Genomic DNA, 26144 nt, shown 5'->3' on the forward strand with positions numbered 1-26144 from the left:
GCTCCTAGTGCTGTCATATTGCTTTTAAATGCCGGTCATAGCTTTGATAACTTCAATCACTCCGTATCCTCCTAAAAAGCCGTTCCCCGCTACTTTTGCTCTCTCTCTTAAATCACCTTGCGTACCAAGAGCCAAGCCTCCTCCAGCTGCTACACCAATAATCAATGAAACATAATCTTTAAATAACTTAACTACAGGCGATATTATCGCATCCCCAACTTGCTTACTTAAATCCCATGCTGCGTTCGCATCTACGGCTATCAATAATGTAGTACCAATTATTGCGGCATATTTTAGTTTGTTAGATTGGTTTTTAATTATATTAATTACTTCTTTAGTCCTCATATTAGCTTTGCTCCTTTTTTAATTAATTGATTACTGATGATTGGTTAAATTAATTACACAAAATACGTAACAAGTTGGATATAGTTGTCTATCGCTGCACTACCGGTTGAATATAGCGACGCTAAATAACCATTATTTGTTTCTTTTGTGACTTTTTTGATATTTTTTTCTATGTTTTTGGAATTTTTGTCTTGAAAAGACTTGATATTTTTGAAAATGCGTATTAGCATAGGAATACCTTTATGGTTGGTTAGTTAAAAAAACCGCTCGCGGCTATTTAATTAATTTCATATGTTTTCATTCTCAGTAAGTACTTAAGTTTCCCGACTCTATACTTACTGAGAACTAACAAATCCTTTCTTAAAATCTTTCAAGAAATTCCACACAATTTTTTAGTGCTAATTAAAGCTTAACCATCTTTCATCTTGCTTGTCAAGAAGAAAATACAAATTTCATTTTGGTTTTATTATTTCATGTCAGTAGGTAAGAATTTACAGCAATTCCTAACACACAAAATCTCAGGCATGCAAATTAAGAAAAAAGACTTTATCATGAAATGTGGGATTAATCAGCCTATTTTTAATAAAATACTGAATGGTACTCTATCTAATCCAAGAGTAGCAACTTTAACAAAATTAGCCGATTATTTCCAAGTATCGCTTGATGAAGTCTTAGGACGTGATCCAAAATACTATAATTCTAAGCCTAAGTTTTTTTTACCTATAAGCCACCATGCCATTACCAAAAACTTAACATCTATAGTAAAAACTACAATAAAAGAACACAACCTTAGTCCTATTCAACTTTCTTTGAAAATTGGCATGAGTGATAGGACCTTAAAAATGTTTCTAGATCCTAACGTCAGTGCTACGCCCGGTGCCGCGACCACTCTTGCCCTTGCAAACTTCCTTGACGCCTCAATAGATGATATGATCGGTAGAAGACCACCGTCACGCACGCAAAAACAAAAGCTAAACATTCCAAAACAACTATCCTCACTTTCTAAGCAAGACCTTGAGAAGCTCTCTGATATCAAACATTCTGTTAAATCTTCCGCTTCTCAAAATCAAAACATTAAGAAAACTACCTCTACCAAGCACCTAAATAAACACAAAGATGAAGGTAGAAGTCGTTGAGCATCTGCTCGTCATTGTTAGATAATTACGCAGCAGCAACCGCTACTTTCTTGACCCGTCATATCTACTTGTATATTTGCATTATCTTCTATTATAGGCTCAATACATGCACAGTATTCTCTCATACCGGCACAATCCTCCTTAATACTATTATAATAAGAAATATTATGCTCTTTCTTCACAAAATAATCAAAGCTCTTAGCTATCGCCACCATTTCTTCCCATGTCACATCTCTTCCTTTGACATCTGATTCATATTTTTTTATTTCAGTTACACATTTATCTGCTAATTTATTAATATGTTGCGGAATACTTATATTATTTTTATTTAGATATTCTTGTGATTTATTATCTCCAAGTTTAGCACCTATGCTAAGTGTTAAATGAGCCAATGTAGAATCTTTTGTAACGCCAAATCCATCTAAAAAACACTCGGCTAAATAATAATCAACTCCTTTTTCGCCAATAATAAAGTTTGTAAATAAATGCCATGCACCAGCGGCAAAACCTTTATCTGTTGCAATTTTGTCTTCTGATGTCATCATCCTATATTCTGTACTACTTTGCACTTCTCTATCTTCCTGATATTCTTTAATAACTTTTTCAAATTTTCCTTTATTAACATATATCTTAGTAAGATAACTATCTATACTATTATCATGTGGTTTTCTGTTGAATTTCATAAATTTTCCTCTTTTATTATTGATTCAATGGTGATCATCCTCTACCCTCTCCTTTCCCTTTATTTTTTGGCTCAGGTTTATTAGGTGTATAATCAGGTGTTTTTGGTCCTTTGGCTAATTGTTGGTCAATTTCTTTTACTTGTTTTTTCTCTACTGTTTTATCCATCTTTTCCATTTTCATAATATCTATATGGTGAGGGTAACCTTCATTATGTACTATGATATTTGCGATTTTGTCCGTTTCCTCTCTAGGAATAGGTCCTGAATATTGCTTTACTGCTTCATACATTTTAAGATTAGAATGTAGCTTCTCATATTCATATATATAGGAAATCCCCACAGGCAGCATATGCTGAAAAAGATATTCTAACTTTTCTTTAACACTTTTATTAACGAAACCCTCAGGATCTAAACTTTCTTTCTGCAAAATATAATAACTTATATCTTCTGCATATTCTTCATATCTCTTTGTACCTTCTATATATACTGGTATGCTAGGAGAATACTTTGTGCGTTGATAATATAGTTGTATAACATGATCTACTAATTCTCTTAACCTATTTATTTCTTGTGTTGTGCTTGAGATAGGGGGGACTATAGCTTCTTCCTTACCATAGTAAAGACCCTGATAATATACTAAATCCTTGATTTCTACACGCTCTAACGGATTTATAGATAGTATGGTATAGTCACCGTCCCTTTTAATATGCGATATCTTACCTAATACTGCTGGAGCTCGATTATTTTTAAGATCCTGACATGATGTTGCTGTGCATATTACATGTGGTCCTTCTTGCTTATATTGTTCAAGTGCTAACAGTAATGAAGTGTCTTTTTTGTATGAAACGCTGAGATAAGATGAGAGATCAGGTGTTGAGTTATATAGCTAACTTACCAAAATGTTTAGTAGGTATGGAGGCTTGCGGCGGAGCTAACTATTGGGCAAGAGAAATAACAAAATTAGGTCATGAGGTTAAACTAATAGCACCACAATTTGTAAAACCATATGTTAAAACTAATAAAAACGATCAGGCAGATAGCGAAGCGATTTGTGAAGCAGTAACAAGACCGAATATGAGATATGTACCGATAAAAAGTGTAGGACAACGAGATATTTTGTCGATTCACAGGATAAGAGCAAGGTTGGTAAAAAATCGTACTGCACTTGCCAATGAGATAAGAGGATTACTAAATGAATTTGGTTTTACTATTCCTCAGGGTATAAATAAAGTTACTGCTAAATTAACAGAAGTTTTAGATAGTGGCGGTTTAAGCCCAATAAGCTATACAACATTCATCGAGTTAAAAGAAGAATTTATAGATAATGATAAAAAAATAATAGAGCTAGAAAAGCGATTAAAAATATTAGCAACAGAGTTAGAACAATATAAACGTTTAACATCTATACCCGGTATAGGTTTAATTACTGCTACAGCATTGATAGCTTCAATAGGTAATGCAAAATATTTTAATAATGGTAGACAATTATCAGCATGTCTTGGTTTAGTGCCAAAACAACATTCGAGTGGAGGTAAAGAGAGGTTACTTAGTATAAGCAAGAGAGGCGATACTTATTTACGTACTTTATTGATTCAAGGAGCAAGAGCGGTATTAAATGCTAAGCTAAGGTTTACAACTGAAGCACAAAAAAACAAAAAGGATTTTACTAGATTTACCCAGTGGATGTATAATTTATCGGAGCGATGCGGGCATAATAAAACTACCGTTGCTGTAGCAAATAAATTGGCACGAATAGTATTCGCAGTATTACGTACCGGCAATGATTACAACGAAACTAAAGTTTGTAGCTAATTAAGGTAATAATATATTGTTGAATTGCCAATATTAACTGAATAAATTAGATAATAATATATGTAAAAATTCCAATCCGAAATATGCGTGAGAGATAATATTGATGATGAATAAGACAAACCTTAACCTACGAAAAAACTGATTAACGCACAGGCTCTATAGAAGCCGTCGAAGTGATAAGTAAAAGTTTGTAGGCAAACGAATTCCATCAGGGCTATACGGTAAATATACAAGTAAGGTAATTTATCAATTATAAGTTGGATACATGACTGCATTTGCTTTTTAGCTATTAAATGTTATTTTTTTCTTGCATTATTAGGAAGGTCCATACATGTGTTAAGGTGGTATCTGTCCTAAGAAACTTAGCAATTTCTATTGCATCTTCATCCCATAAATATTCAAGTTTAAGTTTAGTAGCACCATTCGTTAAACTTGTCACTTCCTTGGTAAATCCTTTTTGCTTTAAAAATTCTATTAATTCTTTCATATTTCTATTATTATTAAATTCTATTTATTTTAATATTTTATTAAAAATAAGCTTATAGACAGAATAATAAGAAGTTTTAAGAATTCAATAGAAATTTAACTAAAAGTATGAATAAATAAGCTGAGAAGAATTTAAGGAATATACAAAAGGCTGTGGTCAATAGTTAGTTTTTTTGATAATATTTAAAATTCGGAATTTAAAAGAGATTTAATACAAAAATTAGACATTTTGGAACATAAAAGGAGCATACGAATTTTTGAGAAAATTTAAAAAGGCTGGAAACCCTTGTAGAGATTGGTGGAGATGAAGGGAATCGAACCCTTGACCCTCTGCGTGCAAAGCAGATGCTCTACCTCTGAGCTACATCCCCTATTATTTATTGGTGAGGTCTTTGGAAGTAAAAATTATTAAGATAAGCTTTTAACTAATCCCCAAGGCAATGGCTGACCGTTACTTCCTACGACTAAATCCCCGGAAGATTCATATTCAGCAGCTAGAAAAGAATTTTGAGCAACAATAAGCTTTACCGGTTTGATTTTCTGACCGTTATGAAAATATTCTTTAGCCTGTTCCCTAGAAGTCGGGTTATTTTTGGAAGCTGTTTTTGCTTTAGCTTTAGACATACACTATTAACTTTTTCTTAAACTTGTGAAGAATATAAAACTTTTTCCTAAACTTGTCAATAACTACCGTCTAGTAATATCTCAGAAAATGATTATTCTTCCGTTATTATTCACTTTCACCGGCTAATGCTACTTTAAATTCTGCTATTTCTGATACCGTTTTTCCGTCATATATACTAAACCCTACTCCTCTAAATTCTACTTTTGCATTAATATCAGCACCATATGATAATAACAGTTTATATATTTCATCATCCGTAATATTTTTAGAAGTATATCGAACGTTTTTAGCAACCGCATGTAAAGGTGTTTCTCCGGATTTTCTTTGATCAACCTCAGCTCCTTTCTCAAGTAATAGTTTTGCTACATTCAAGTACTTACCGCTTCATATAAAGGCGGTCCTAGCAAAGTTCCTCGTAACCGTTTACTGCAGCTCCTTTTGCTATTAGATATTCTGCCACTTCATAATGTCCATAACGTGCAGCAATATTTAAAGGAGTGTCCTTAAAAACATCACAACACATATTAACATTTGCTTTTTTTGCTTTAACTAGCCAGTTAGCAACTTTTATTGCATTATTTGAAGATGCTGAAAATAATTCAGTAGTAGATATTGTTCGTAATTTATTTAAACCTTTTACTACATCTGCTCTATCAAGAAAGATAGATTCTTTTAAAACATTTTCAAAACCATATCGATTTACATAAGACTTGATATCTTTTGATAACAGAGTTAAATTACACTTTAATAGTTCCTTTATCATATTCTATTTATTTATAATTTTGTTTTTCTTAAAGATATCTTATTGTCATTCTCGCGTGGCATTGTTGCTAGGATGTTTTTTTTGTCATTGCGAGAAAGCGTTGCCCGCGTGGACCAACTTTACCTCTGTCATCCCGTGGCTTGACCACGGGATCCAGTTAAAAATACTAAAATTATTAGTATTTTTTGTTGTTTTTATGGACCTAGTTAGCAAGCCACGGGGTGACACACAGTGGGCTTTACCGATCTACGCAACAATGCCTCCTCGCAATGACGGCTCGAGTATCCACGGAGGCAATACCTCGTGGAAATGACATAGAGTAAAAATCGTAGGGTATTATAGGTTTTCATCTATTCATTTGCACCGTGACAATATTTATATTTCTTACCTGAACCGCACGGACATAGCTCATTACGAGATACCCTACCCCAGCTAGTAGGATCATCAGGGTTTCTATCTTTTGGGTCAATGCGTGATACGACAGGTTTAAGGTCAGTCTCAAGGCTACTTCCTGCATTATATTTACTAAATGCCGGATCTTCCCGACTTTCTCGCATATTTTTCTGAAGTTTTTTATGTTCAAGCGAAACATCTTCTTTTTGAATATGTTTTAAGTCGATATGGAAATGATATACTGTTTGAATAAATAATTCTTTTAAATTATTGAGCATCTGCTCGAATAAATTAAATGCTTCTCTTTTATACTCGCTAAGAGGGTCTTTTTGAGCATAAGCTCTAAGCGATATGCCTTGTCTTAAATGATCTAAGCTATATAAATGATCTTTCCAAACTTGATCAAGGGTGGTTAGTAAAATATATTTCACGGCATTATGCATTAACTCGCTACTATAGGCTTCTTCTTTTGCCTTATATATATCATGAGCCGTTTGTATAACGATTTTCGTGATTTCTTCTTCCGTTACGTCATTTTTACTGACTAAATTATGATCAAATTTCATAGAAAAGACACGATGCAATTCTACGCTTAAATTTTCTATATCCCAATCTTCTCTATAAGAGCCTACCGGCATAAAAGTTAATACTATCTTTTTAGCGAGTTCCTCAGTAGTACTATTTAAGAAACCGTGACTATCTTTAGAGTTAATAATTTCAGTACGTTGCTCGTATATTATCTTACGTTGGTCATTCATTACATCATCAAAACGTAATAAATTTTTACGCATCTCGTAGTTATGTCCTTCCACTTTTTGCTGAGCTTTCTCAAGTGAACGACTAATCATCGGATGGTGGATAGCCTCTCCGTCTTTCAATCCAAGTGTTCTAAGAACTCCTGATATACGATCTGATGCAAAAATACGCATTAAATCATCATCAAGAGATAGGAAAAATTTAGTTTTGCCTGGATCACCTTGTCTACCCGATCTTCCTCTTAGCTGATTATCTATCCTACGGCTTTCATGCCTTTCCGTACCTATCACAAATAAACCGCCCGCTTCAATAACCTGCTTCTTTTCTTCGGCAATTTGAGCTTTTATTTCAGCTATTTTAACTTCATAATTATGTTCTTTATCCAGCTGTTCTATTAACATTTCAGGATTACCGCCAAGCATAATATCAGTACCTCGCCCTGCCATATTGGTTGCAATCGTTACTGCCTTAAACCTACCTGCTTGAGCAATAATAAAAGCTTCCTGCTCATGAAATTTGGCATTTAAAACTTTATGAGGGATTTTTTCTTTATTTAAAACGCTTGAAAGCTCTTCTGACTTTTCTATGCTTATCGTACCGACAAGTATAGGCTGACCACGATCGTAACAATCCTTAATTAGCTTTAAGATAGCATCATATTTTTCTTTTTTACTACCGTAAATCTCATCATCAAGGTCAAGCCTTGTAACTTTATTATGGGTTGGGACTGCGACCACATCGAGATTATATATGTCTTTTAATTCAGGTGCTTCAGTCATAGCCGTACCGGTCATACCTGATAATTTAGGATAATTACGAAAATAATTTTGGAAAGTAATAGATGCTAAGGTTTGGTTTTCATTTTGAATTTTCACATTTTCTTTTGCTTCTAATGCTTGATGTAACCCTTCCGAATATCTACGCCCCTCCATTACACGACCGGTAAATTCATCGATAATCATTACTTTACCTTCACGCACCAAATAATCTACATCAATAGTAAACATATTATGAGCTCTTAAGGCTTGATTAACATAATGCACAAAAGTTAAATTTTCAAAATCATATAAACCGGAATCAGGCTTTATAAGATGTTCTTTACTTAAAAGTGATTCTATATGTGTAATACCGGTTTCCGTTAAATTGATAGTTTTTAATTTTTCGTCTTTTTCAAAATCACTTGTATTAAGCAGGCGTACAATTTTATCAATTTTACCGTATAATTCCGAATTATCATTAACCGGACCTGAGATAACTAGCGGAGTTCTTGCTTCATCTATCAAAATCGAATCAACCTCATCGATAATAGCAAAATTAAAAGGACGAAGTACTCGTTCCTGCAAGCTATACTTCATATTATCTCTTAAATAATCGAAACCGAGTTCATTATTTGTTGCATGAGTAATATCGGCATTATAGGCAGCTCGTTTTACCTCATCAGGCATACCGCCAACAATACATCCAACCGATAAGCCTAAAAAGTTATAAATTTTACCCATGGAAGCAGAATCACGGCTTACCAAATAATCATTCACGGTGACAACATGTACGCCTTTTCCGGTTAAAGCATTTAAGTAAGCAGGAAGTGTTGCAACTAAGGTCTTACCCTCACCGGTACGCATTTCGGTAATCATGCCTCGGTGTAATATAAGACCGCCTATAAGCTGAACGTCAAAATGACGCATACCGCAAACTCTTCTAGCTGCTTCCCTAACTACCGCAAACGCCTCATATACTATATCGTCTAAAGTAGCTCCGTTTTTAAGCTTTTCTTTAAACTCTACAGTTTTATTCTTTAACTCCTCATCTGATAATTTTTGTATAGCAGGCTCAAGCGAGTTAATTTTTGTAATTTCAGAAAATAGTTTTTTTACAGTACGATCATTTGCAGTACCAAAAAGTTTTTTTAAAATAGAAAGCATTAAAGTCCTAAAATAATTATTTTGTATTTAAAATTTATAGTACTGAATCTATGTCATTCCCGCGTAGGCGGGAATCTATTGTGTTACCTAGTTCGCTTGCTAACTAGGTCCATAAAAATAATAAAAAATACTAATAATTTTAGTATTTTTAACTGAATCCCGTGGCGGGGCCACGGGATGACAGAGATAAAATTGATCCACGCAGGAATGACATCGAATAAAGAAGTGTCTAGTACTATGTTATTTTATATAGGCGATTTTTGTTAATAGTGCTATATAAATTTACTACATAATTTTTGTAAATTATTATTAATAAATAAAATATTCTCAAATAGCTGTTGACGGTTATATATTATTTTTATAAAATTTAAGCTTATATTTAACACAATTATGAGTCATAAATGAAAAAATTATCTGTTATATTTTTATCAGTTAGCATGCTTTCCGGTATTGCTTTTGCCGATAAAGACAAAGTAGTTGCTACCTATAAAGGCGGTGAAGTAAAAGAATCGCAAATTATGAAAGAATTTAAGCCTCAGCTTAATCTTCAATCAGGTGAAACAATCAAAAATTTTGATGATTTTCCACTGCAAGATCAGGAAAAATTAATAAAAATTTATGTTAATAATCTTTTGTTAAAAGAAGAAGTTGCTAAGTCAAATATTACTTCTTCTAAAGAATTTCAAGAAAAACTTGAAAATGCAAAAAATCAATTAGCTCAACAAGAATTATTGGCAAATTATATAAAATCTAATATTACAGATAAGATGTTTGATGACGAATATAATAAATATGTCGGTAATCTTAAAGGTAAAGAGCAAATAAAAGTTGCTCATATTTTAGTTAAATCCCAAAAAGAAGCTAACGATATAAAGACCAAATTAAGCAAAGGCGGAAATTTCACTAAGCTTGCAGAAGAATCCTCTCTTGATAAAGCTTCAGCTTCAAACGGCGGAGTTATAGGTTACATTCTATTAAATCAACCTGGACAGTTAGTACCGGAATTTGAGAAGAAAGCTTTTGCTTTAAAAGTAAATGAAGTTTCAACTCCTGTAAAAACCGATTTCGGTTGGCATATTATCAAAGTGCTTGAGAAAAAACCCGTGCCTATTCCAACAAAAGAAGAAGCAAAAGTAACTATTGATAATATATTAGCTGCAGAAGTACTAAAGAAATATATTTCTGATTTAGAAGCTAAAGCCGATTTAAAAATCATGTTACCTAAAGCAGACAGCAAAGCCGGATCGTAATTTATATTTCGTCGTAGGCGTCTGCATGGATATCAAAACCGTCATTGCAAGAAGAAACTGTAAGTTTCGACGAAGCAATCTCAGGAGCTTTAAATTACTTCCTGAGATTGCCGCGTCGCCTACGGCTCCCCCTCGGCAATGACGACTCGGTATCCATGCGGGAATGACACTATAACTCCCCCTCGACTACAGCAAATGCTACGCATACAGGATAATCATCAGAAAGAGAAAGGTGAATATTAAAAGGTGGGAGTTTTTTTGTATAGTTTGAATTAATTTCTACTATAGGTTTGCCCAAATTATCATTTAGTATAGTAATATCTTTTAAATTTATACCTTGACCTATACCGACTCCAAAGGCTTTACTTACAGCTTCTTTAGCAGCAAAACGCTTTGCTAAAAATACAGCATGACCTGTTTTGTCCAATAAACTAAACTGTGCCAACTCTTTTGAAGTTAGAATTTTTTTAGCAAAAAGTTCCGGATATAAATGTAATATTTTTTCGATTCTAGGAATTTGTACTATATCAGTACCGACACCGATAAACATTTACTTATCTTCAAAATCATCACCGGTCTCATCAATAAAAATTTGATCATCTAAATCAGAGTAATCTTCCGTTATACAAACCTCAGGTAAATACTCAAATTTTTCTTCTATATCTTCTGATTCATCCTGATTAACAATTGGCTCTATCATAGTTTTTGTACGCAGACTGTTTATTAGGTCTTGTTCTAACTGTTCTACCGATACTTTTCCGGCAGCAATTCTACGTAATGAGATAACAGGAGGTTTATCACGCTTTTCTTTTTTGATTTGATTAGTTTCTACTTTATAATTTAATAATTTAGCATATCTTGTTGCTAGTACAACAAGCCGAAACCTATCCGGTATAATTTTATTACAATCTTCTGCTGTAATTCTTGCCATAATTTTCTCCGTTAAAAATAGTATACTACAAATAAATAGGAACTGAGTATACGAAGATCAACTTCAAAAAGAGCAAGGAGTTCACAAGGCGAGGAACGGAGCTTATACTTAATACGTGATTACCGAAGCTCTTGTAGAACGACGTAGCCAATTTTTGAAGTTCATCGAGTATATTATACTCTTTTTATATCCGCACCGCAATTACTTAATTTTTTTTCTAAATCTTGAAAGCCACGATCCAAGTGATATATTCGGTGTAATACGGTTTTGCTATTAGTACTGAGCCCTGCGAGTATTAGCGATACTGAAGCTCTAAGATCACTTGCCATAACTTCTGCTCCTTTTAACATTTCTACACCTCGAACTACCGCTTTATTACCTCGTACTACTATATCTGCTCCCATTCTACATAATTCAGGGACATGCATGAAACGATTTTCAAAAATATTCTCGGTGATCATTGAAACACCGCTACTAAGCGTCATAAGGCTCATAAATTGTGCTTGTAAATCAGTAGCAAAGCCGGGATAGGGATTAGTTTCTAAATCAACTGAATTTAACTTCCCTTCATAAGTTACTTGCACTCCGTTATTGATCTGCACAACTTTTATACCCGTTTCAATAAGTTTTAAAGCTATATTTTCTATAATATGGTAATCAATCCCAAAAATTTTTACATCACCTTTAGTAATAGCTGCCGCAAACATATAAGTACCAGCTTCAATACGATCAGAAAGTACTTTATAGCTCTCTTTATTTAAAGAATCCTTACCTTTAATTGTTATTTCGCTAGTGCCGACACCTGCAATATCGGCTCCCATTTTGATAAGGCAATTACATAAATCAACTATTTCCGGCTCTTGCCCGCAATTAAAAAGCACGGTTTCCCCCTCTGCTAAAACAGCTGCAAGTATTGCATTAATCGTAGCACCTACGGAAACTTTATCAAAAACAAAATGAGTACCTTTTAAGCGTCCTTTATTTGAAGCATTAATATAACCGTCTTCTATTTCAATCGTAGCTCCCATAGCTTTTAATACGGCAATATGCAAATCTACTTGCCTTGCTCCAATAGCACAACCACCCGGAAGCGATACTTTTGCTTTACCGTATTTGGTAAGCAAAGGACCAAGCACCCAAATCGATGCTCTCATTTTACGGACTATTTCATAATCTGCAGTAAAGTTATTTATATTTCCGGTATTAATTATAAGTTCAAATTCATCTTGATGTTCTAATATTTCAATATCTGCCCCGTGACTTCTTAGCAAATCTTTCATAGTACTAACATCCGTTAACTTTGGAACATTAGTAATATGCAGTTTATCGGTAAGAATAGACGCCGCCATAATAGGTAGCACGGCATTTTTAGCACCGCTAATATTAATACTACCTTTAAGAGGTTTACCGCCGCAAATAATTAATTTTTGCATATGTTTTATAAAAATGTTTCTAGGGTCACCCCGTGGCTTGCCCCTCTAATGTACGAACGTTCAGGATGTCATTCCTGCGAAAGCAGGAATCCATAGAACTATTCAATTAAATCTTTCCATTCAGGGTTAGCTTTTTCTATCAGTTCTATTTTCCAACTACGTTTCCACCTTTTCAAGTTTTTCTCTCTTGTAAGTGCTTCTTGAATGTCAGTAAATTCTTCTGTATAAACAAGCTTTATAATATTATATTTTGAGGTAAAACCTTTTATTATTTTTTGCTTATGTTCATAAGCATGACGTATTATATTGTTAGTAATACCAATATATAAAGTACCATGCTTATTAGAGCATAATATATATACCCAATACATTTTTTGTTTTTTAGTTTCATTTTATGGATTCCTGCTTTCGCAGGAATGACATCCTGAACATTCGTACACTAGTGGGACAAGCCACGTGATGACACCGATTATACTACACATCCAAATTCACAACATTTAACGCATTAGCTTGGATAAATAATCTACGAGGTTCAACAACGTCACCCATTAAAGTAGAGAAAATGCCCTCCGCTTCATCGACTTCCGCAACTCTTACCTGAAGCAAAGTCCTTTTTGCAGGGTCAAGAGTAGTTTCCCATAATTGGTCGGAATTCATCTCACCAAGACCCTTAAAACGCTGAATACTTATACCTCTTTTTCCGCATTCTATAATAGCATTTAACAACTGGCTTGCTGTTAAAATACCGAATTCCTGACTTTTCACTATAAGCTTTAATTGCTTACTGAATATATCAAAAATTGTTAAAGCAAGCTTTGATATTTGTATAAACTCAAATGATTCTAACTGCTCTTTCAACAATATTTTACTTTCTTTTAAACCCCTACTAAAACGGAAGAACTCTATTTTATTTTCATGTTTTAAAATTTCCCAATTAGTTTTATCAGGCGACTCCTCTAAGCTATTTAAAACATCTAAAGCTTTTTCAAGTCTTAAATCACTTTCAGCTTCAAATATTTTGTTATTAAGTAAGTCATTAATTGCAAGAATTTCAGTAATTGAGCGATTAAATTTTTTGCTAGCATGATCAAGCAAACTATTAAACTTAACTACTTTATTAATTAGCTCTTCTAAATTATCGCCTACTAACTGTTCTTTACCGTCTAGAGTTAAGGTTGCATCATTGATAGTTGATTTTATCAAATAATCCTGCAAAGCTTGCTCATTCTTTAAATAAAGCTCGGCTGCTCCTTTCTTTACCTTATAAAGCGGTGGCTGGGCTATATATAGATAACCTTTATTTATTAGCTCAGGCATATGACGATAGAAAAACGTGAGTAATAAAGTTCTAATGTGCGAACCATCAACATCAGCATCGGTCATAATAATAACTTTATGGTATCTAAGCTTTTCTAAAGAAAATTCTCGCTCAACACTAATTCCAAGAGCTGTAATTAACGTACCGATTTGATCCGAACCGAGCATTTTGTCAAACCTTGCTCGCTCAACGTTCAAAATTTTACCACGCAGAGGCAATATAGCCTGAATTTTACTATCCCTACCCTGCTTTGCAGTACCGCCCGCAGAGTCTCCCTCAACAATAAACAATTCTGAAATTGCCGGATCTTTTGCATGGCAATCGGCAAGCTTACCGGGTAAGTTCGAGACTTCTAAGGCTGATTTTCTTCGAGTTAGCTCCCTCGCTTTTCTAGCAGCTTCACGAGCATTAGCTGCTTCCATAATCTTAGCTATAATTGCCTTTGATTCCGCCGGATGCTCTTCAAACCACTCAAGAACCTTTGTATAAACGGCATTTTCAACAACTGGTCGTACTTCGGAGCTTACTAGCTTATCTTTTGTTTGAGAGGAAAATTTAGGATCAGGAACTTTAACGGAAAGTACGCAACATAAGCCTTCTCTAGTATCCTCACCGCTAAAGTCATTTTTAGATTTTTTATTAAGACCCGTAGTATCAAGGTAAGAGGTAATAACACGTGTTATTGCTGATTTGAAAGCACTAAGATGAGTGCCGCCGTCACGCTGCCTAATATTATTAGTAAAGCATAAAATATTCTCATGATAAGAATCGTTCCAGTGCATCGCAAGCTCAAGACTTATACCCGAGTCAGCATTCTCCGTATTAACTACTATACATGGATGGATAGCGTGCTTCGCTCTGTCTATATATTTTACATAAGCTTCTATACCGCCTGTATAATAAAACTCTACTTCTTTAACTTCTTCAAAGCGATTATCGACGAGTAAAATTTTTACACCTGAATTTAAAAAAGCAAGTTCACGAAGACGATGCTCTATAGTGCCGAAATCAAATTCTATATTAGTAAATGTTTCTACAGACGGAAAAAAAGTAACTTCCGTACCTTTTTTATTAATATCTTCATTTACAACCGCAAGCGGAGCTTCTGTTATACCATTATTAAATCTAATCAAATATTCCTTATTATTACGCCAAATACGTAATTCAAGCCACTCTGAAAGAGCATTCACAACCGATACGCCGACACCGTGTAAACCGCCTGAAACCTTGTAAGAGTTCTGATCAAACTTACCGCCGGCGTGAAGTTGCGTCATAATAACTTCAGCTGCTGATATCCCTTCCTCTTCATGAATTTCGACAGGTATACCTCGCCCGTTATCGGACACGGTTACCGAACCGTTTTTATTTAACGTTACTCGGACTAAATCACAATAACCGGCGAGCGATTCATCGATAGCATTGTCGACTACCTCATAAATCATATGATGTAGACCCGATCCATCTCCAACATCCCCAATATACATTCCCGGTCTTTTCCTTACGGCTTCAAGACCTTTTAAAACCTTTATAGAATCAGCACCATATGATGATTCATTAAATTTTTCTTCAATTTCCGACATAATCCGACACAATATTTATTTGTTGCTAGAAACAATAAAAATAACTATAACGTAACTTATTAGAATAGTAAAGTTTATATACTCTTTATATACTCGTTTAATTTGAAAAATTGGCTACGTCGTCCTGCAAGTACTGCGGTGCTCACGTATTAAGTATACGCTGTGCTCCTCGCCTTATAGACTCCTTGCTCTTTTCCAAATTAAACTTCGTCTATATATTTTGTAATATATGTAATGAGATAACAAATGAATACATTAAAGTTAAAAAATATTTTCGACGTAATTGATGATTATGACGTGTTTTTATTTGATCTTTGGGGTGTAATAATCGAAGGAGGACATACTTACCCGGGCGTCGTAGAAAATATTAATAAAATTATTAAACGGAAAAAAGTATATTTTGTTACTAATGCTCCGCAAAATATTTTTTCGCTGCATCAAACAATTAAATCTTGGGGAGTAAACGTGCTACCTGAAATGATTATTAGCTCAGGTGAAATAGCTGTGCAAATGATCCTAGAAAGCAAAGAACGATTCGGTATTGAAAAACCGGTAATATATCACCTAGGACATTTAGAAAATGATATAATAAACGGAATTCAATGTCCTATCACCGATGATATTAACAAAGCTAATATTTTCTTAATGACTATTTACAGAGACGAAAACGAAAATTTAGATTTAAACGAATTCGATGAGTTATTTAAAATTGTTATACAACGTAAAATGGTTAATATTTGTGCTAATCCTGACCTTGGAATAAATCAACACGGTATTTATAGATATTGTAGCGGTTATTATGCCGAAAAAATAAAGCAGCTTGGCGGAAAAGTAATTTATAGCGGTAAGCCATATGAAGATATATATAGCAAGATTTTAAAAGAATGTCATAATACTCCTAAGAATCGTATGTTAATGATTGGTGACACTTTTTACACCGATATACTTGCAGCAAATCGCCTCGGTATAGATTCTGCCCTAGTATTAACCGGAAATTCTAGAGAATATCATATTAATTTTGATAATATTGATGAAAAACTAGATAGTTTAACGAAAGCTGCTATTAAACAATCGATTATGCCTAGTTTTGTAGTGAGTTTGCCTTAAATAGCTTTATCGTCATTGCAAGGAAAAACTATAAGTTTTGACGAAGCAATCTCGTGCTAAAGTCCTGAGATTGCCACGCTCCTTTTAGTCGCTCGCAATGACGGATAAACAACAACTCTATTGATATTTTACTCATAATCTGCTATAGAGTAAAACTTAAGCGGTCGTGGCGAAATTGGTAGACGCACAGCATTGAGGGTGCTGTTCTGTAAAAAGATTGGAAGTTCAAGTCTTCTCGACCGCACCATTCGCCGGTTTTTCACAAAGTCAAATTTTTTCTATTTTAATACTTCAGATTTTATATTTACTCCTAAGTTCTTCTTGTTAGCAAATGTTTGTGCTAATTGCATACTCCTGATAAATGAAAAGGAGTTGAAATAAAAACTATTGCTTATTTGTACTCTGTGATTTATATTGATTAGCAAATTGCCAAGCCTAGCTAACCAGCTTTAAATAATTATAATAAGTCTATAATAAACTATTAGGTAAATAGGCCATGCCTAATTTCAATATATTTAAAAGCATCTTACCTGATCATCATGATCAATTTGCCGAGATTTTTGATCAAATTAATGATTTGATTGAAGATCATAATTATGATGCTGCTGCAAGCAGGCTGACCGAGCTTCATTATGCCGATTTAGCTGATTTCTTAGATAATCTTAACAATAAAACATATAAAATAATTATTCCTTTATTACAGGATGAAATTAAGCCTGAAACGTTAGTATCGTTAAATGCTTATAGTAAGCCTTTAATAATAGAAACTTTAGGCATAAAAAAATCTGCAGAATTAATCAATAAGCTAGTTATAGAAGATGCTATTGAAGTAGTAATCGATCTAGACGATGATATAAAAGACCTTATTTTAAGTAATCTTACTAAAGAAAAAAAACACCAAATTACCGTAGGTTGTACATATCCTGAAAATACGGTAGGTAGAGTAATTGAGCGAGATTTTATTAATCTTCAAGAAAATTGGACAGTAGAAGAATCATTAAATTTTATCAAAAACGTAAAGAATGACTTTTATGCGGCAATCGTTACAGATAATAAATTACGCCCTATCGGTATTATTTCTCTTAGCACACTAATTAAAGGCAAAAAAAATGAATTAATAAAAGATTTGATGAGCAAAGATTTTAAGCTTGCAGATGCTTTTACCGACTTAAATGAACTAAGCTTCATTTTTAGACAATATGCTTTAACTATTGTACCGGTAGTAAATAAAAGCGGTAAGTTAGTAGGTAGCGTATCAATCGATAATATAATTTATATTATCGAAGAACAAGCCGGAAAAGATATATTATCATTAAGCGGGGTACACACTCAAGATACTTTCTTCAATGTATTTTATACCATTAAACATCGTTTTCCTTGGCTCTTTGTTAATCTAATCACTGCCTGCATGACCTCACTTATCATTAACCATTTTAACGACACTATTGCAAAACTTGTAACGCTTGCAGCCACTATGCCTATTGTAGCTTCAATGGGCGGAAATGCCGGAACACAGGCCATGACCGTTACGGTTAGAGCCCTTGCTAATAAAGATATTCATTATAATAATGTCAATAAAGTTATATTAAAAGAAATAGCAGTATCGGCTTTTAACGGTTTTGTACTTGCAATTATCGGAGCAGGACTTAGCTTCGTGATGTTGCTTAACTTAAATCTTAGCGTTATTTTTGCTATTGCAGTTATTTTAAATTTTTTAGTAGCCGGATTATTCGGCTCTGCTATTCCTATAATACTGCATTATTTTGATATAGATCCCGCTGCAGGCTCCGGCGTATTTCTAACAACCATAACCGATGCTCTAGGTTTCCTAACTTTCTTAAGCCTTGCTCATATTTTTTTAGTGTAATATCTATTCAAATAAAAATACATATACATTACAGCAAACAGTAGCTATAACTCCAAGACATTTACATATACCGCAACTTGTATCCTGATTTTCAGACTCGGTAATATTATTAATATTATTCTCATAAGATATATTATTATCTCTTGGTATATTCTGATTATTATTATTATTAATATTCGACTCTTTGAACAATAAATTTGCAACAGTTAGTATTAACTCACCCTGTGATGCAGTTAGATTAGTATTATTTAAAGAGCTAGATTGTGCATACTCTTGTACTTCTAAACTATTACGGTTTGACATAGTTACATTTTGACTTTAGGATTAATATTTAAAATTATATAACAATAATTTTTAATCTGCAGCTATTTATTATTAAAATTTTTTAATTAATAGCCCATAAATTATAATGAAATAAGAAATAACTTTTATGGAAGATATAAGCTCTTGGAAAGAAAAGTTTGAAATTTGTGTTTATAGTAAAAAATTACTCGATAAACTCGAATATTTAAATACTAAAGTAGAAAATCCTATAGATATCCTCGAAATCAAAAAAGGTATCTATTATGCACGTAAATATCACGGTTCTCAAATGCGTCAATTAGGCGATCCTTATTATTCGCACCCGATTGAGGTAGCAATTATGCTTGCTGAATTTGTAGCTGAAGAAGCACCTAAGCTTTATAACGTTATTATGCTACAAGCTGCTTTACTTCATGATACTATTGAAGACATCGAATTAACTGAAGAAGCAATTACCGAAATTTTTAGATCGGAAGTAGCAAAACACGTAGAAGGTCTAACTAGAATTAAATCTTACGGGAAGATAAGTAGCGGAGAAAGCCTAAACTTACTAATTAAAGAGAAAAGATACAATACGGCATTAATAAAATTATTTGACCGAATTCATAATGTGCAAACTTTGGGAGTTAAATCACCTGAGAAAGCTAGAAAAATTATTGAAGAGACTTTAATAAATTTTCTTTTGGTCGCTGCTAATATAAATTATAAACTAGAACGAGAATTTGCTGAGTTATGCCTAAAAGTTTTTAATATCGAACTTGAAAGACAACAAGCTTTTTCTAATAATAACTCTCTGCTTCCTCCTCTAACTTTATAAAATGATTTACTCCAAATGTATAACCAATTAGAATTGGAATAATAAAGAATAATAATCCCCAGTGATTAAAATAATCTATCAAGCAAATTGTTCCAAAAGAAGAAACTGCAAACATTAAAGCTCTTGATAAAGCAAATATAAAACTACCGCATGTAAAACGTTTTAATACCGGAAATCTTGCATAAAACACTGCACCTGCCGGAAAAGTAGTAGGGCAAATACTACAATAAATAATTGGAATAAAAGTAATTCTATAGTATTTGAAATATTGTTTAGTAAGATAGGAGACATCATAGCTACAATAGAAAATATTATTAATCTTACCTTAAGGACTTTTAAAGGATGTATTTTACAAACCAAATAAGTAACAATTATTGTACTTATTAATTCTGTACCACAAACAATAAAATTTTGATGAATTACTTGAGAGGCACTGTAATTAAATGAGTTTTTTAGCATATTACTGCAATAAATATAAACAATATAAAACCATAACGGGGCTCTACAATATATAAAAAAGAAAGCTATTGCTGTCGGTTTATTAATTTTTTCGCTCCAAATAGGGCTTGATTTTAGCCTATTACTATCTATTCCCGCTTGTGCTACAGTTTTCTTTATTCGTCTTTTTGCATCAATGAAATCCGGAGTCTCTCTAAGATTTGTCCTTGCAACAGCACCAACTATAGCAATAGCTGCTCCAAACCAAAATGCAATACGCCAATCAAGTCCAAAAGAAGTAACAAGTGTTCCTACCACCAATGCTACGGTTGCACCTAAAGTTACAAAAACAACAAGCGAAGCCACTACCCAATAACGTTGAGGAATTTTTGTCATTTCGGTTAGATAAAGCTCGGCACCTACTACCTCCCCCATAGAGGACATCCCCTGAGCGATACGACACGCAGTTACTACAAAAGTTGCCGTAATACCAATTTCGGCATAAGTTTTTAAATTAGCCATTATAAGACAACAAATCGACATTAAAAAAGTTGTAATAATGACCGTTGCCTTACGACCTATAGTATCTCCTATCCAACCGAATATTAAAGCACCTATAGGTCTAAATACATATGTTGAACAATATGCAATGGCAGAATATAGAGAAGCAGCTCGTGCATCGGCTTCAGGAAAAAATAGCTCTTTAAGTAGTACCGCCATGTGTACATAAAGCATGAGATCAAAATATTCAAGAAACGTACCTATCGATAATAGCCCTATTGCTTCTTTTTGATTACGGGCTAAACTCTTTTGCTCTTTTGCATAACTTAACATGCTTTTTTACAGATTAGTTAAAATTAATAAAGAACTATCTTGTTTTATATAAAAATAAAAGTCAATTTAAAAAAATTAGATTTTATAGCATTGCTAACTAAAGATAAATGTCGTAATGAGCTGAGCGACTGAAAGGAGCGTATCAATCCAAGAAAATAATTAAAAAAAAATGCTAATTTACAGAGTTTTTAACTAGATTACTTAGTCAATTACTTTGTAATTTCCTTGCAATGGCACTGATTTATTAAATAATCTATCTTTATTTAGCAATGCCAATAAATTTCTAATTTAATACTTGCAATTTATCTTATAATTACTTATATTCAGATTCGCTTAGATTAAAAAGCACTAAGGTGTTTTATATGTAATTAATTTTGATCCCCTTAAACTTTTTACATTAAAACGCCGTTGTTAGAGGGTATCGGTAAATAAATTTTAATTAGTAATTAAAGAGCTTTTTTAGCGAAAATTCATAAGATTTTTGAAGGAATATTATCAATATTTCAAAAAAATCTTATAATTTGCAGCAAAAAAGAATTAAATTATCGGTTAAAATTTATTTACTGATACCCTCGTATTTAAGCGGGTGTAGCTCAGGGGTAGAGCACTACCTTGCCAAGGTCGAAGTCGAGGGTTCGAATCCCTTCATCCGCTCCAAATACTCATTCTTTGTTAGTCAAGATTTTTATATACTGCATCTCTTTTCCCTATTTTTATAACTAACACGGTAATCTCGTGCTCTTTAATTTGACATATTAATCTATAGTCTCTAACTCTATAACGCCATAATTTAATTATACCGACACTTTTGAGCTGTAGACCATGATTTCTAGGTGAAATAGATACATTTTTAATAAGATACTGATAAATAGCTTTCTTAACATCTTTTGTAAGTTTGCTAAATTCTTTATCAGCACTTTTGGTAAATTCAATCTTCCAAACCATATTTTTTCTTAATATCTTCTAATGAAATTACTTCTTCCCCTTTTTCTATACGAGACAAAGCAATTAACAAATCTGCTTTTTCTTCTATATAACTTTCTATTGCTTTACGTATAATATATCCTTTTGGTCTATCGATTTCCTTAGCAACATTAGAAAGTATAATATCTAGTTCATTAGAAATTCTAGTAGTTATAACTGTCATAAAAATAGCCATTTATCGGTTTTGTGATAACTTATAATAATATAAAATACATTTAAATACAATGCATTACCTTTGATTAACTTTATATTTTTATTTTACCCTTGCATAAAAGCGTTTAGCTAGCTATTTTTATTTTATTAGACTTCTTGCATAATGTAGCTAATAAGGATAAATTTGTAGGAAACACGGCATGCAGCACCACAACGTACAAAAAAGTACGTGAGGATACGAGTACCGGATTGACGTATACCTTTAGAAAGAGGTTATACAGGAGAACTATTGCAACAATTAGGAAATTACATATGTCAGCAAATACGCAAGATAATCAGGCAAATAATAACGACACTATAGAGATACAGGAAACTGAGGTAGTGCCTGTAGAAACAAATTCTTTACAATCGGGGTTAACAAGCTTAATACCGATGGTTTTAATTTTTGCCGTATTTTACTTCTTATTATTACGTCCGCAAGAAAAACGACGCAAAGAAAGAGAGAAATTAGTAAGTGAAGTTAAAAAAGGCGAAGAAGTTCTAACAAATAGCGGCATTTACGGTATTGTGACTAAAGTAAGTGAAAATGACAATAATATTGAAATCGAAATAGCTAAAGATGTACGTATTAAAGCTTTAAAAAGTGCTATTGTTGATATAACAAGTCGTACAAAAGAAGTAGCAGTAAAAAAAGAAAATAACAAAAAAGATAAGAAGGTAAGCGGTGCAAAATCTTCCTAAATGGAAAATTTTTCTTTCAATTATATGTACGGTTTTTGCGGTTATTTGTGCCTTACCTAATTTTATGCAGGTAAATTCTAAGTTTCTGCCTCATGATTCAGTAAATCTAGGGCTTGACCTTAGAGGAGGAGCCCATTTATTACTCGATGTTGATTTTGACACCTACTTAAATGATTCAATGGAAAATCTTGCTGACACTTTACGCAAAAATTTTCGTGAGGATAAAATCGGCTATAAAAATCTGTTAGTTAGACAAAATAGCATTCAATTAGAAGTAAGATCGCCTAAGGAATTAAAGCCGTTAAAGAAAATAATTAACAAAATTGATCCGGAAATTATCGCTGAAGTAAACGAAAATAAAATAAAGCTTAGCTACAGCGAATCTAGATTAAATGACTTACTTAATAAGGTAGTAGACCAATCTATTGAGATCGTTCGCATGAGAGTTGATAGTACCGGCACTAAAGAGCCGACACTACAGAAGCAAGGCGATAAGCATATATTACTACAAGTTCCCGGCGAAGAAAACCCCTCTTACCTGAAGAATATATTAGGGAAAACTGCAAAGCTAACTTTTCATTTAGTTGATGAAAATACCAATATCGAAGAAGCGGTAAAAGGACATGTTCCGGTAGGTTCAATGCTAGTTAAGGGAGATAGCGAAAGTCATGGGGAGTATTATGTAGTTATAAAGAAAAAAGTTGTTTTGGGTGGAGATCAGCTTACAACCGCTTCAGCTTCTTTTGACCAAAATTCACAAGCGGTAGTTGCTTTTTCTTTCAACAATTTAGGTAGTAAAATATTTGGTGAAATAACCAAAAATAATACCGGTAAACGCCTTGCTATAGTTTTAGATAATAAATTACTAAGTGCTCCAACGATAAACGGGGCAATTATGGGCGGAAGCGGTATAATAACAGGAAATTTTACCGTTGAGTCGGCAAATGAGCTTGCACTATTATTGCGAGCCGGTTCGCTCCCTGCCCCACTTAAAATTATTGAAGAGAGAAGTATAGGTCCAAATTTAGGGGCTGATTCTATAGAGTCGGGCAAAAAAGCAGGACTTATAGGGTTTATAGCAGTTTGTATATTTATGGTTTGGTCTTACGGTGTACTTGGTTTATTTGCCAATATAGCTCTAAGCCTTGCATTGTTATATATTCTAGCTTTACTTTCACTTTTCCAAGCTACTTTAACTCTGCCGGGAATTGCAGGAATAATACTAACTATGGGTATGGCTGTTGATGCTAATGTATTGATTTACGAAAGAATTAAAGAGGAGCTGCATAAAGGAGTTTCTAATCTTTATGCTATTAGAACCGGTTTTGAATCTGCGTTTGCTACTATCCTTGATTCTAACCTAACTACTTTAATCGTTGCTTTTTTACTTTATATATTCGGAGTCGGGGCAATAAAAGGTTTTGCCGTTGCATTAACGATCGGGATTATATCTTCAATGTTTTCGGCGATTATCATTACTAAATTGTTAATAGATATTTGGGTGAAATATTTTAAACCTAAAAAATTAGGATTGATGTAAGAGAAGCCAAGGTGTCACCCCGTGGCTTGTCCACGGGGTGACAATGGTGGACAACGAAGAAATAGGTAATATATTATGAAAATGCAATCAAATGTTATAAAAATAATTATCGTAATTAGCTTATTAATAGGAGTAGGAGCATTATATTTGTTGTTATCTTTAAGAACTCCTGAAAAACCGCTTGCCGGTCAAGTTAATATCTATGAAGATAACGTAAAAATCGGCGGTGATTTTGAACTAATAGACCAAAATGGAGAGATATTTAATAGTGATGAGTTGAAAGGCAATTTAAGCCTCATTTATTTTGGATTTACTAGTTGTCCTGATATATGCCCAACCTCTCTAAATAAAATGACGGAGATTGTAGAAATTTTAAATAAACATAAAATAGATATTCTACCTGTTTTTATCACTATTGACCCAAAACGTGATACTCCTATAGTACTTAAAGAATATCTAAAACATTTTCATCCGAAATTTATAGGTCTTACCGGTAACGAGCAGCAAATAAAAGATGTAACCGATAAATTCAAGATTTTCTATGCTCGTGTAAATGGTGATGATGACGACCCGAACTATATGCTTGATCATTCATCTTTTACCTATTTAATCGATACAAACGGAAAATATCTAAAACATTTCTATTTAGATTCTTCACCTAAGGAAATTATGGAGTTTTTGAAAGGCAATTAATGAGTAACTATATATTAACTGCATATTTATTTACTTTTTTAGTTTTAGCAATATTACTAGGCTTAAGCTTCTTAAATTACAAATTATTGAAAAATGCAAAAAAGTGTAAGAAATAGATTAATAACAATAATTATTTGTTTCTGCTCTGCAACTCTTGGAATTAGTATAATACTTTACAATTTAGAGAAAAATATAGTATTTTTTTTGCCGCCGTCAAAAATTAATGAAATAGAACAAGGCAAAGAGTTAAGAGTCGGCGGGCTTGTTAAAATAGACTCAATAAATAAAATTGCTGCTGATAAGATAAGTTTTGTTATTACTGATAATATTAAGGATTTAGAAATATTATATCAAGGTGTACTCCCTGCTCTATTTCGTGAAGGACAAGGAATTATTGCTATCGGACAATTATCGGATGGAAAATTTATAGCAAGACAATTACTTGCAAAGCATGATGAGAATTACAGACCTCCGAAATAACAACAACGTCATTACGAGGAGCGAAGCATTGTTGCAATCTCATGAAGTAATAACAAACTCCTGAGATTGCCACGCCGGCATAAATGCCGGCTCGCAATGATGTTTTAAGGCTTTTTTACCAAATCATACAACCAACAAAATAAAAAACATGTTTATAGATAAAATCAAAGCAAAAGCAAATAATGACGAAATAAACGTAATTATCGAAATTCCGATGAATAGCGGTCCAATCAAATACGAATTTGACAAAGAATCAGGAGCGGTTTTTGTTGATCGCTTCATGCAAACTACCATGAGCTATCCGTGTAATTACGGTTTTATTCCTCATACTCTTTCAAATGACGGTGATCCGGTAGACGTACTTGTCGTAGCTCATCATCCGGTAGTGCCTGGGTCGGTTATAAAATGCCGAGCAGTCGGCGTATTGATGATGGAAGACGAATCGGGGCTTGATGAAAAAATAATCGCTGTACCAACCTCTAAACTCGATATTACTTTCGATCATATTAAAGAATTAGATGATTTATGTGAAATGCTAAAGAAACGTATCGTGCATTTCTTTGAGCATTATAAAGATTTAGAAAAAGGTAAATGGGTTAAAGTTACCGGATGGGAAAATAAAGCAAAAGCGGATACTTTAATCAATGAAGGTATAGATAGGGTTAGCTAGGATAAGAATTCATGGCTTTCAAGTCGTCATTGCGAGCAGCCGTAGGCTGCGTGGCAATCTTGTCAAATATCCTGAGATTGCGTA

General features: G+C 33.3%; 26 protein-coding genes, 3 tRNA genes and 3 pseudogenes. 13 read left to right on the top strand and 19 right to left on the bottom strand.

Going from position 1 to position 26144, the window contains the following annotated elements; all coding sequences use genetic code 11:
• Window positions 1-24: 24 nt before the first annotated feature.
• The gene (locus ACE38Q_RS03650) at window positions 25-345 is read right to left on the bottom strand and encodes a hypothetical protein (protein WP_500190140.1); all 321 of its coding nucleotides are present in this window, start codon (window positions 343-345) and stop codon (window positions 25-27) included.
• Between the two features lie 473 nt (window positions 346-818).
• On the opposite strand from ACE38Q_RS03650, the gene ACE38Q_RS03655 reads away from it, so the two are divergent.
• Entirely contained in the window at window positions 819-1481 is a 663-nt protein-coding gene (locus ACE38Q_RS03655) for a helix-turn-helix domain-containing protein (protein ID WP_500190141.1), read from the top strand.
• Window positions 1482-1498: 17 nt separating this feature from the next.
• Here ACE38Q_RS03655 and ACE38Q_RS03660 read toward each other — a convergent pair whose 3' ends face one another.
• Window positions 1499-2164 carry a hypothetical protein gene (locus tag ACE38Q_RS03660; RefSeq protein WP_500190142.1) on the bottom strand — a complete coding sequence of 222 codons (666 nt, stop codon included), beginning with the start codon at window positions 2162-2164 and terminating at the stop codon, window positions 1499-1501.
• A 34-nt stretch (window positions 2165-2198) separates the two neighbouring features.
• Window positions 2199-2591 (bottom strand): hypothetical protein, encoded by a 393-nt coding sequence (locus ACE38Q_RS03665; RefSeq protein WP_500190143.1) that lies wholly within the window; start codon window positions 2589-2591, stop codon window positions 2199-2201.
• A 434-nt stretch (window positions 2592-3025) separates the two neighbouring features.
• On the opposite strand from ACE38Q_RS03665, the pseudogene ACE38Q_RS03670 reads away from it, so the two are divergent.
• Window positions 3026-3976 (top strand): annotated as a pseudogene (locus ACE38Q_RS03670) (IS110 family RNA-guided transposase); the annotation flags it as partial.
• Window positions 3977-4265: 289 nt separating this feature from the next.
• On the opposite strand, the gene ACE38Q_RS03675 reads toward ACE38Q_RS03670, so the two are convergent.
• The 7 genes and pseudogenes from ACE38Q_RS03675 to secA all read right to left on the bottom strand — a co-directional run bounded on the left by ACE38Q_RS03675 (window position 4266) and on the right by secA (window position 8921).
• Window positions 4266-4463 carry a hypothetical protein gene (locus tag ACE38Q_RS03675; RefSeq protein ID WP_500190144.1) on the bottom strand — a complete coding sequence of 66 codons (198 nt, stop codon included), beginning with the start codon at window positions 4461-4463 and terminating at the stop codon, window positions 4266-4268.
• 295 nt (window positions 4464-4758) lie between these two features.
• Window positions 4759-4833 (bottom strand) — tRNA-Ala (locus tag ACE38Q_RS03680).
• Window positions 4834-4870: 37 nt separating this feature from the next.
• Entirely contained in the window at window positions 4871-5086 is a 216-nt protein-coding gene (locus tag ACE38Q_RS03685; RefSeq protein ID WP_500190145.1) for a hypothetical protein, read from the bottom strand.
• 106 nt (window positions 5087-5192) lie between these two features.
• The gene (locus ACE38Q_RS03690; RefSeq protein WP_500190146.1) at window positions 5193-5459 is read right to left on the bottom strand and encodes an ankyrin repeat domain-containing protein; all 267 of its coding nucleotides are present in this window, start codon (window positions 5457-5459) and stop codon (window positions 5193-5195) included.
• A gap of 28 nt (window positions 5460-5487) precedes the next feature.
• Window positions 5488-5850, bottom strand: coding sequence for an ankyrin repeat domain-containing protein (locus tag ACE38Q_RS03695; protein ID WP_500190147.1), 363 nt, complete (start codon window positions 5848-5850; stop codon window positions 5488-5490).
• Between the two features lie 105 nt (window positions 5851-5955).
• Window positions 5956-6161: pseudogene (locus tag ACE38Q_RS03700) on the bottom strand (MFS transporter); the annotation flags it as partial.
• 39 nt (window positions 6162-6200) lie between these two features.
• A complete protein-coding gene (gene secA / locus ACE38Q_RS03705; RefSeq protein ID WP_500190148.1) occupies window positions 6201-8921 on the bottom strand; it encodes a preprotein translocase subunit SecA in 2721 nt (906 codons plus the stop codon).
• Between the two features lie 401 nt (window positions 8922-9322).
• Between secA and ACE38Q_RS03710 the strand changes: the two genes are divergently transcribed.
• Window positions 9323-10171: a foldase protein PrsA gene (locus tag ACE38Q_RS03710; RefSeq protein ID WP_500190149.1), complete on the top strand. Its 849-nt coding sequence runs from the start codon at window positions 9323-9325 to the stop codon at window positions 10169-10171.
• A 169-nt stretch (window positions 10172-10340) separates the two neighbouring features.
• Here ACE38Q_RS03710 and acpS read toward each other — a convergent pair whose 3' ends face one another.
• The 5 genes from acpS to gyrB form a co-directional block, all read right to left on the bottom strand.
• On the bottom strand, window positions 10341-10721 hold the full coding sequence (gene acpS, locus ACE38Q_RS03715) for a holo-ACP synthase (RefSeq protein ID WP_500190150.1): 381 nt from the start codon (window positions 10719-10721) through the stop codon (window positions 10341-10343).
• Window positions 10722-11102, bottom strand: coding sequence for a DNA-directed RNA polymerase subunit omega (rpoZ, locus tag ACE38Q_RS03720; RefSeq protein WP_011271267.1), 381 nt, complete (start codon window positions 11100-11102; stop codon window positions 10722-10724). It abuts the gene before it with no gap.
• 173 nt (window positions 11103-11275) lie between these two features.
• On the bottom strand, window positions 11276-12535 hold the full coding sequence (murA, locus tag ACE38Q_RS03725) for a UDP-N-acetylglucosamine 1-carboxyvinyltransferase (RefSeq protein WP_500190151.1): 1260 nt from the start codon (window positions 12533-12535) through the stop codon (window positions 11276-11278).
• A gap of 98 nt (window positions 12536-12633) precedes the next feature.
• Window positions 12634-12906 (bottom strand): GIY-YIG nuclease family protein, encoded by a 273-nt coding sequence (locus ACE38Q_RS03730; RefSeq protein ID WP_500190152.1) that lies wholly within the window; start codon window positions 12904-12906, stop codon window positions 12634-12636.
• Between the two features lie 103 nt (window positions 12907-13009).
• Window positions 13010-15433 carry a DNA topoisomerase (ATP-hydrolyzing) subunit B gene (gene gyrB / locus ACE38Q_RS03735; protein WP_500190153.1) on the bottom strand — a complete coding sequence of 808 codons (2424 nt, stop codon included), beginning with the start codon at window positions 15431-15433 and terminating at the stop codon, window positions 13010-13012.
• A gap of 246 nt (window positions 15434-15679) precedes the next feature.
• On the opposite strand from gyrB, the gene ACE38Q_RS03740 reads away from it, so the two are divergent.
• The 3 genes from ACE38Q_RS03740 (at window position 15680) to mgtE (ending at window position 18407) form a co-directional block, all read left to right on the top strand.
• Complete coding sequence (locus ACE38Q_RS03740) at window positions 15680-16540, top strand: TIGR01459 family HAD-type hydrolase (RefSeq protein ID WP_500190154.1); 861 nt, start codon at window positions 15680-15682, stop codon at window positions 16538-16540.
• Between the two features lie 160 nt (window positions 16541-16700).
• Window positions 16701-16787: transfer RNA gene (locus ACE38Q_RS03745), tRNA-Leu, on the top strand.
• Window positions 16788-17036: 249 nt separating this feature from the next.
• Complete coding sequence (gene mgtE / locus ACE38Q_RS03750) at window positions 17037-18407, top strand: magnesium transporter (protein WP_500190155.1); 1371 nt, start codon at window positions 17037-17039, stop codon at window positions 18405-18407.
• Window positions 18408-18410: 3 nt separating this feature from the next.
• On the opposite strand, the gene ACE38Q_RS03755 is transcribed toward mgtE, so the two are convergent.
• A complete protein-coding gene (locus ACE38Q_RS03755; RefSeq protein ID WP_500190156.1) occupies window positions 18411-18710 on the bottom strand; it encodes a hypothetical protein in 300 nt (99 codons plus the stop codon).
• 127 nt (window positions 18711-18837) lie between these two features.
• Between ACE38Q_RS03755 and ACE38Q_RS03760 the strand changes: the two genes are divergently transcribed.
• On the top strand, window positions 18838-19527 hold the full coding sequence (locus ACE38Q_RS03760) for an HD domain-containing protein (protein WP_500190157.1): 690 nt from the start codon (window positions 18838-18840) through the stop codon (window positions 19525-19527).
• On the opposite strand, the pseudogene ACE38Q_RS03765 reads toward ACE38Q_RS03760, so the two are convergent.
• A pseudogene (locus tag ACE38Q_RS03765) lies at window positions 19490-20799 on the bottom strand (MFS transporter). The gene ACE38Q_RS03760 and the pseudogene ACE38Q_RS03765 overlap by 38 nt on opposite strands.
• Window positions 20800-21381: 582 nt before the next feature.
• Between ACE38Q_RS03765 and ACE38Q_RS03770 the strand changes: the two are divergent.
• Window positions 21382-21456 (top strand) — tRNA-Gly (locus tag ACE38Q_RS03770).
• Window positions 21457-21471: 15 nt separating this feature from the next.
• On the opposite strand, the gene ACE38Q_RS03775 is transcribed toward ACE38Q_RS03770, so the two are convergent.
• Both ACE38Q_RS03775 and ACE38Q_RS03780 read right to left on the bottom strand, forming a co-directional pair.
• Window positions 21472-21744, bottom strand: a complete 273-nt coding sequence (locus ACE38Q_RS03775) for a type II toxin-antitoxin system RelE family toxin (RefSeq protein WP_500190158.1) — start codon at window positions 21742-21744, stop codon at window positions 21472-21474.
• Entirely contained in the window at window positions 21728-21958 is a 231-nt protein-coding gene (locus tag ACE38Q_RS03780; RefSeq protein WP_011271280.1) for a DUF6290 family protein, read from the bottom strand. The genes ACE38Q_RS03775 and ACE38Q_RS03780 overlap by 17 nt, the downstream gene beginning before the upstream one ends.
• 290 nt (window positions 21959-22248) lie before the next feature.
• Here ACE38Q_RS03780 and yajC point away from each other — a divergent pair, with 290 nt between their 5' ends.
• The 5 genes from yajC to ppa all read left to right on the top strand — a co-directional run bounded on the left by yajC (window position 22249) and on the right by ppa (window position 26060).
• Window positions 22249-22677, top strand: a complete 429-nt coding sequence (yajC, locus tag ACE38Q_RS03785; RefSeq protein ID WP_500190159.1) for a preprotein translocase subunit YajC — start codon at window positions 22249-22251, stop codon at window positions 22675-22677.
• On the top strand, window positions 22661-24217 hold the full coding sequence (gene secD, locus ACE38Q_RS03790) for a protein translocase subunit SecD (protein ID WP_500190160.1): 1557 nt from the start codon (window positions 22661-22663) through the stop codon (window positions 24215-24217). The genes yajC and secD overlap by 17 nt, the downstream gene beginning before the upstream one ends.
• Before the next feature lie 75 nt (window positions 24218-24292).
• Window positions 24293-24910, top strand: coding sequence for an SCO family protein (locus ACE38Q_RS03795; protein ID WP_500190161.1), 618 nt, complete (start codon window positions 24293-24295; stop codon window positions 24908-24910).
• Window positions 24911-25003: 93 nt separating this feature from the next.
• Entirely contained in the window at window positions 25004-25390 is a 387-nt protein-coding gene (gene ccmE, locus ACE38Q_RS03800; protein WP_500190162.1) for a cytochrome c maturation protein CcmE, read from the top strand.
• A gap of 148 nt (window positions 25391-25538) precedes the next feature.
• Window positions 25539-26060, top strand: a complete 522-nt coding sequence (gene ppa, locus ACE38Q_RS03805; RefSeq protein WP_500190163.1) for an inorganic diphosphatase — start codon at window positions 25539-25541, stop codon at window positions 26058-26060.
• Window positions 26061-26144 lie beyond the last annotated feature (84 nt).

The organism is Rickettsia endosymbiont of Thecocarcelia acutangulata (assembly GCF_964263195.1).
In the GTDB taxonomy this organism is placed as follows: domain Bacteria; phylum Pseudomonadota; class Alphaproteobacteria; order Rickettsiales; family Rickettsiaceae; genus Rickettsia; species Rickettsia felis.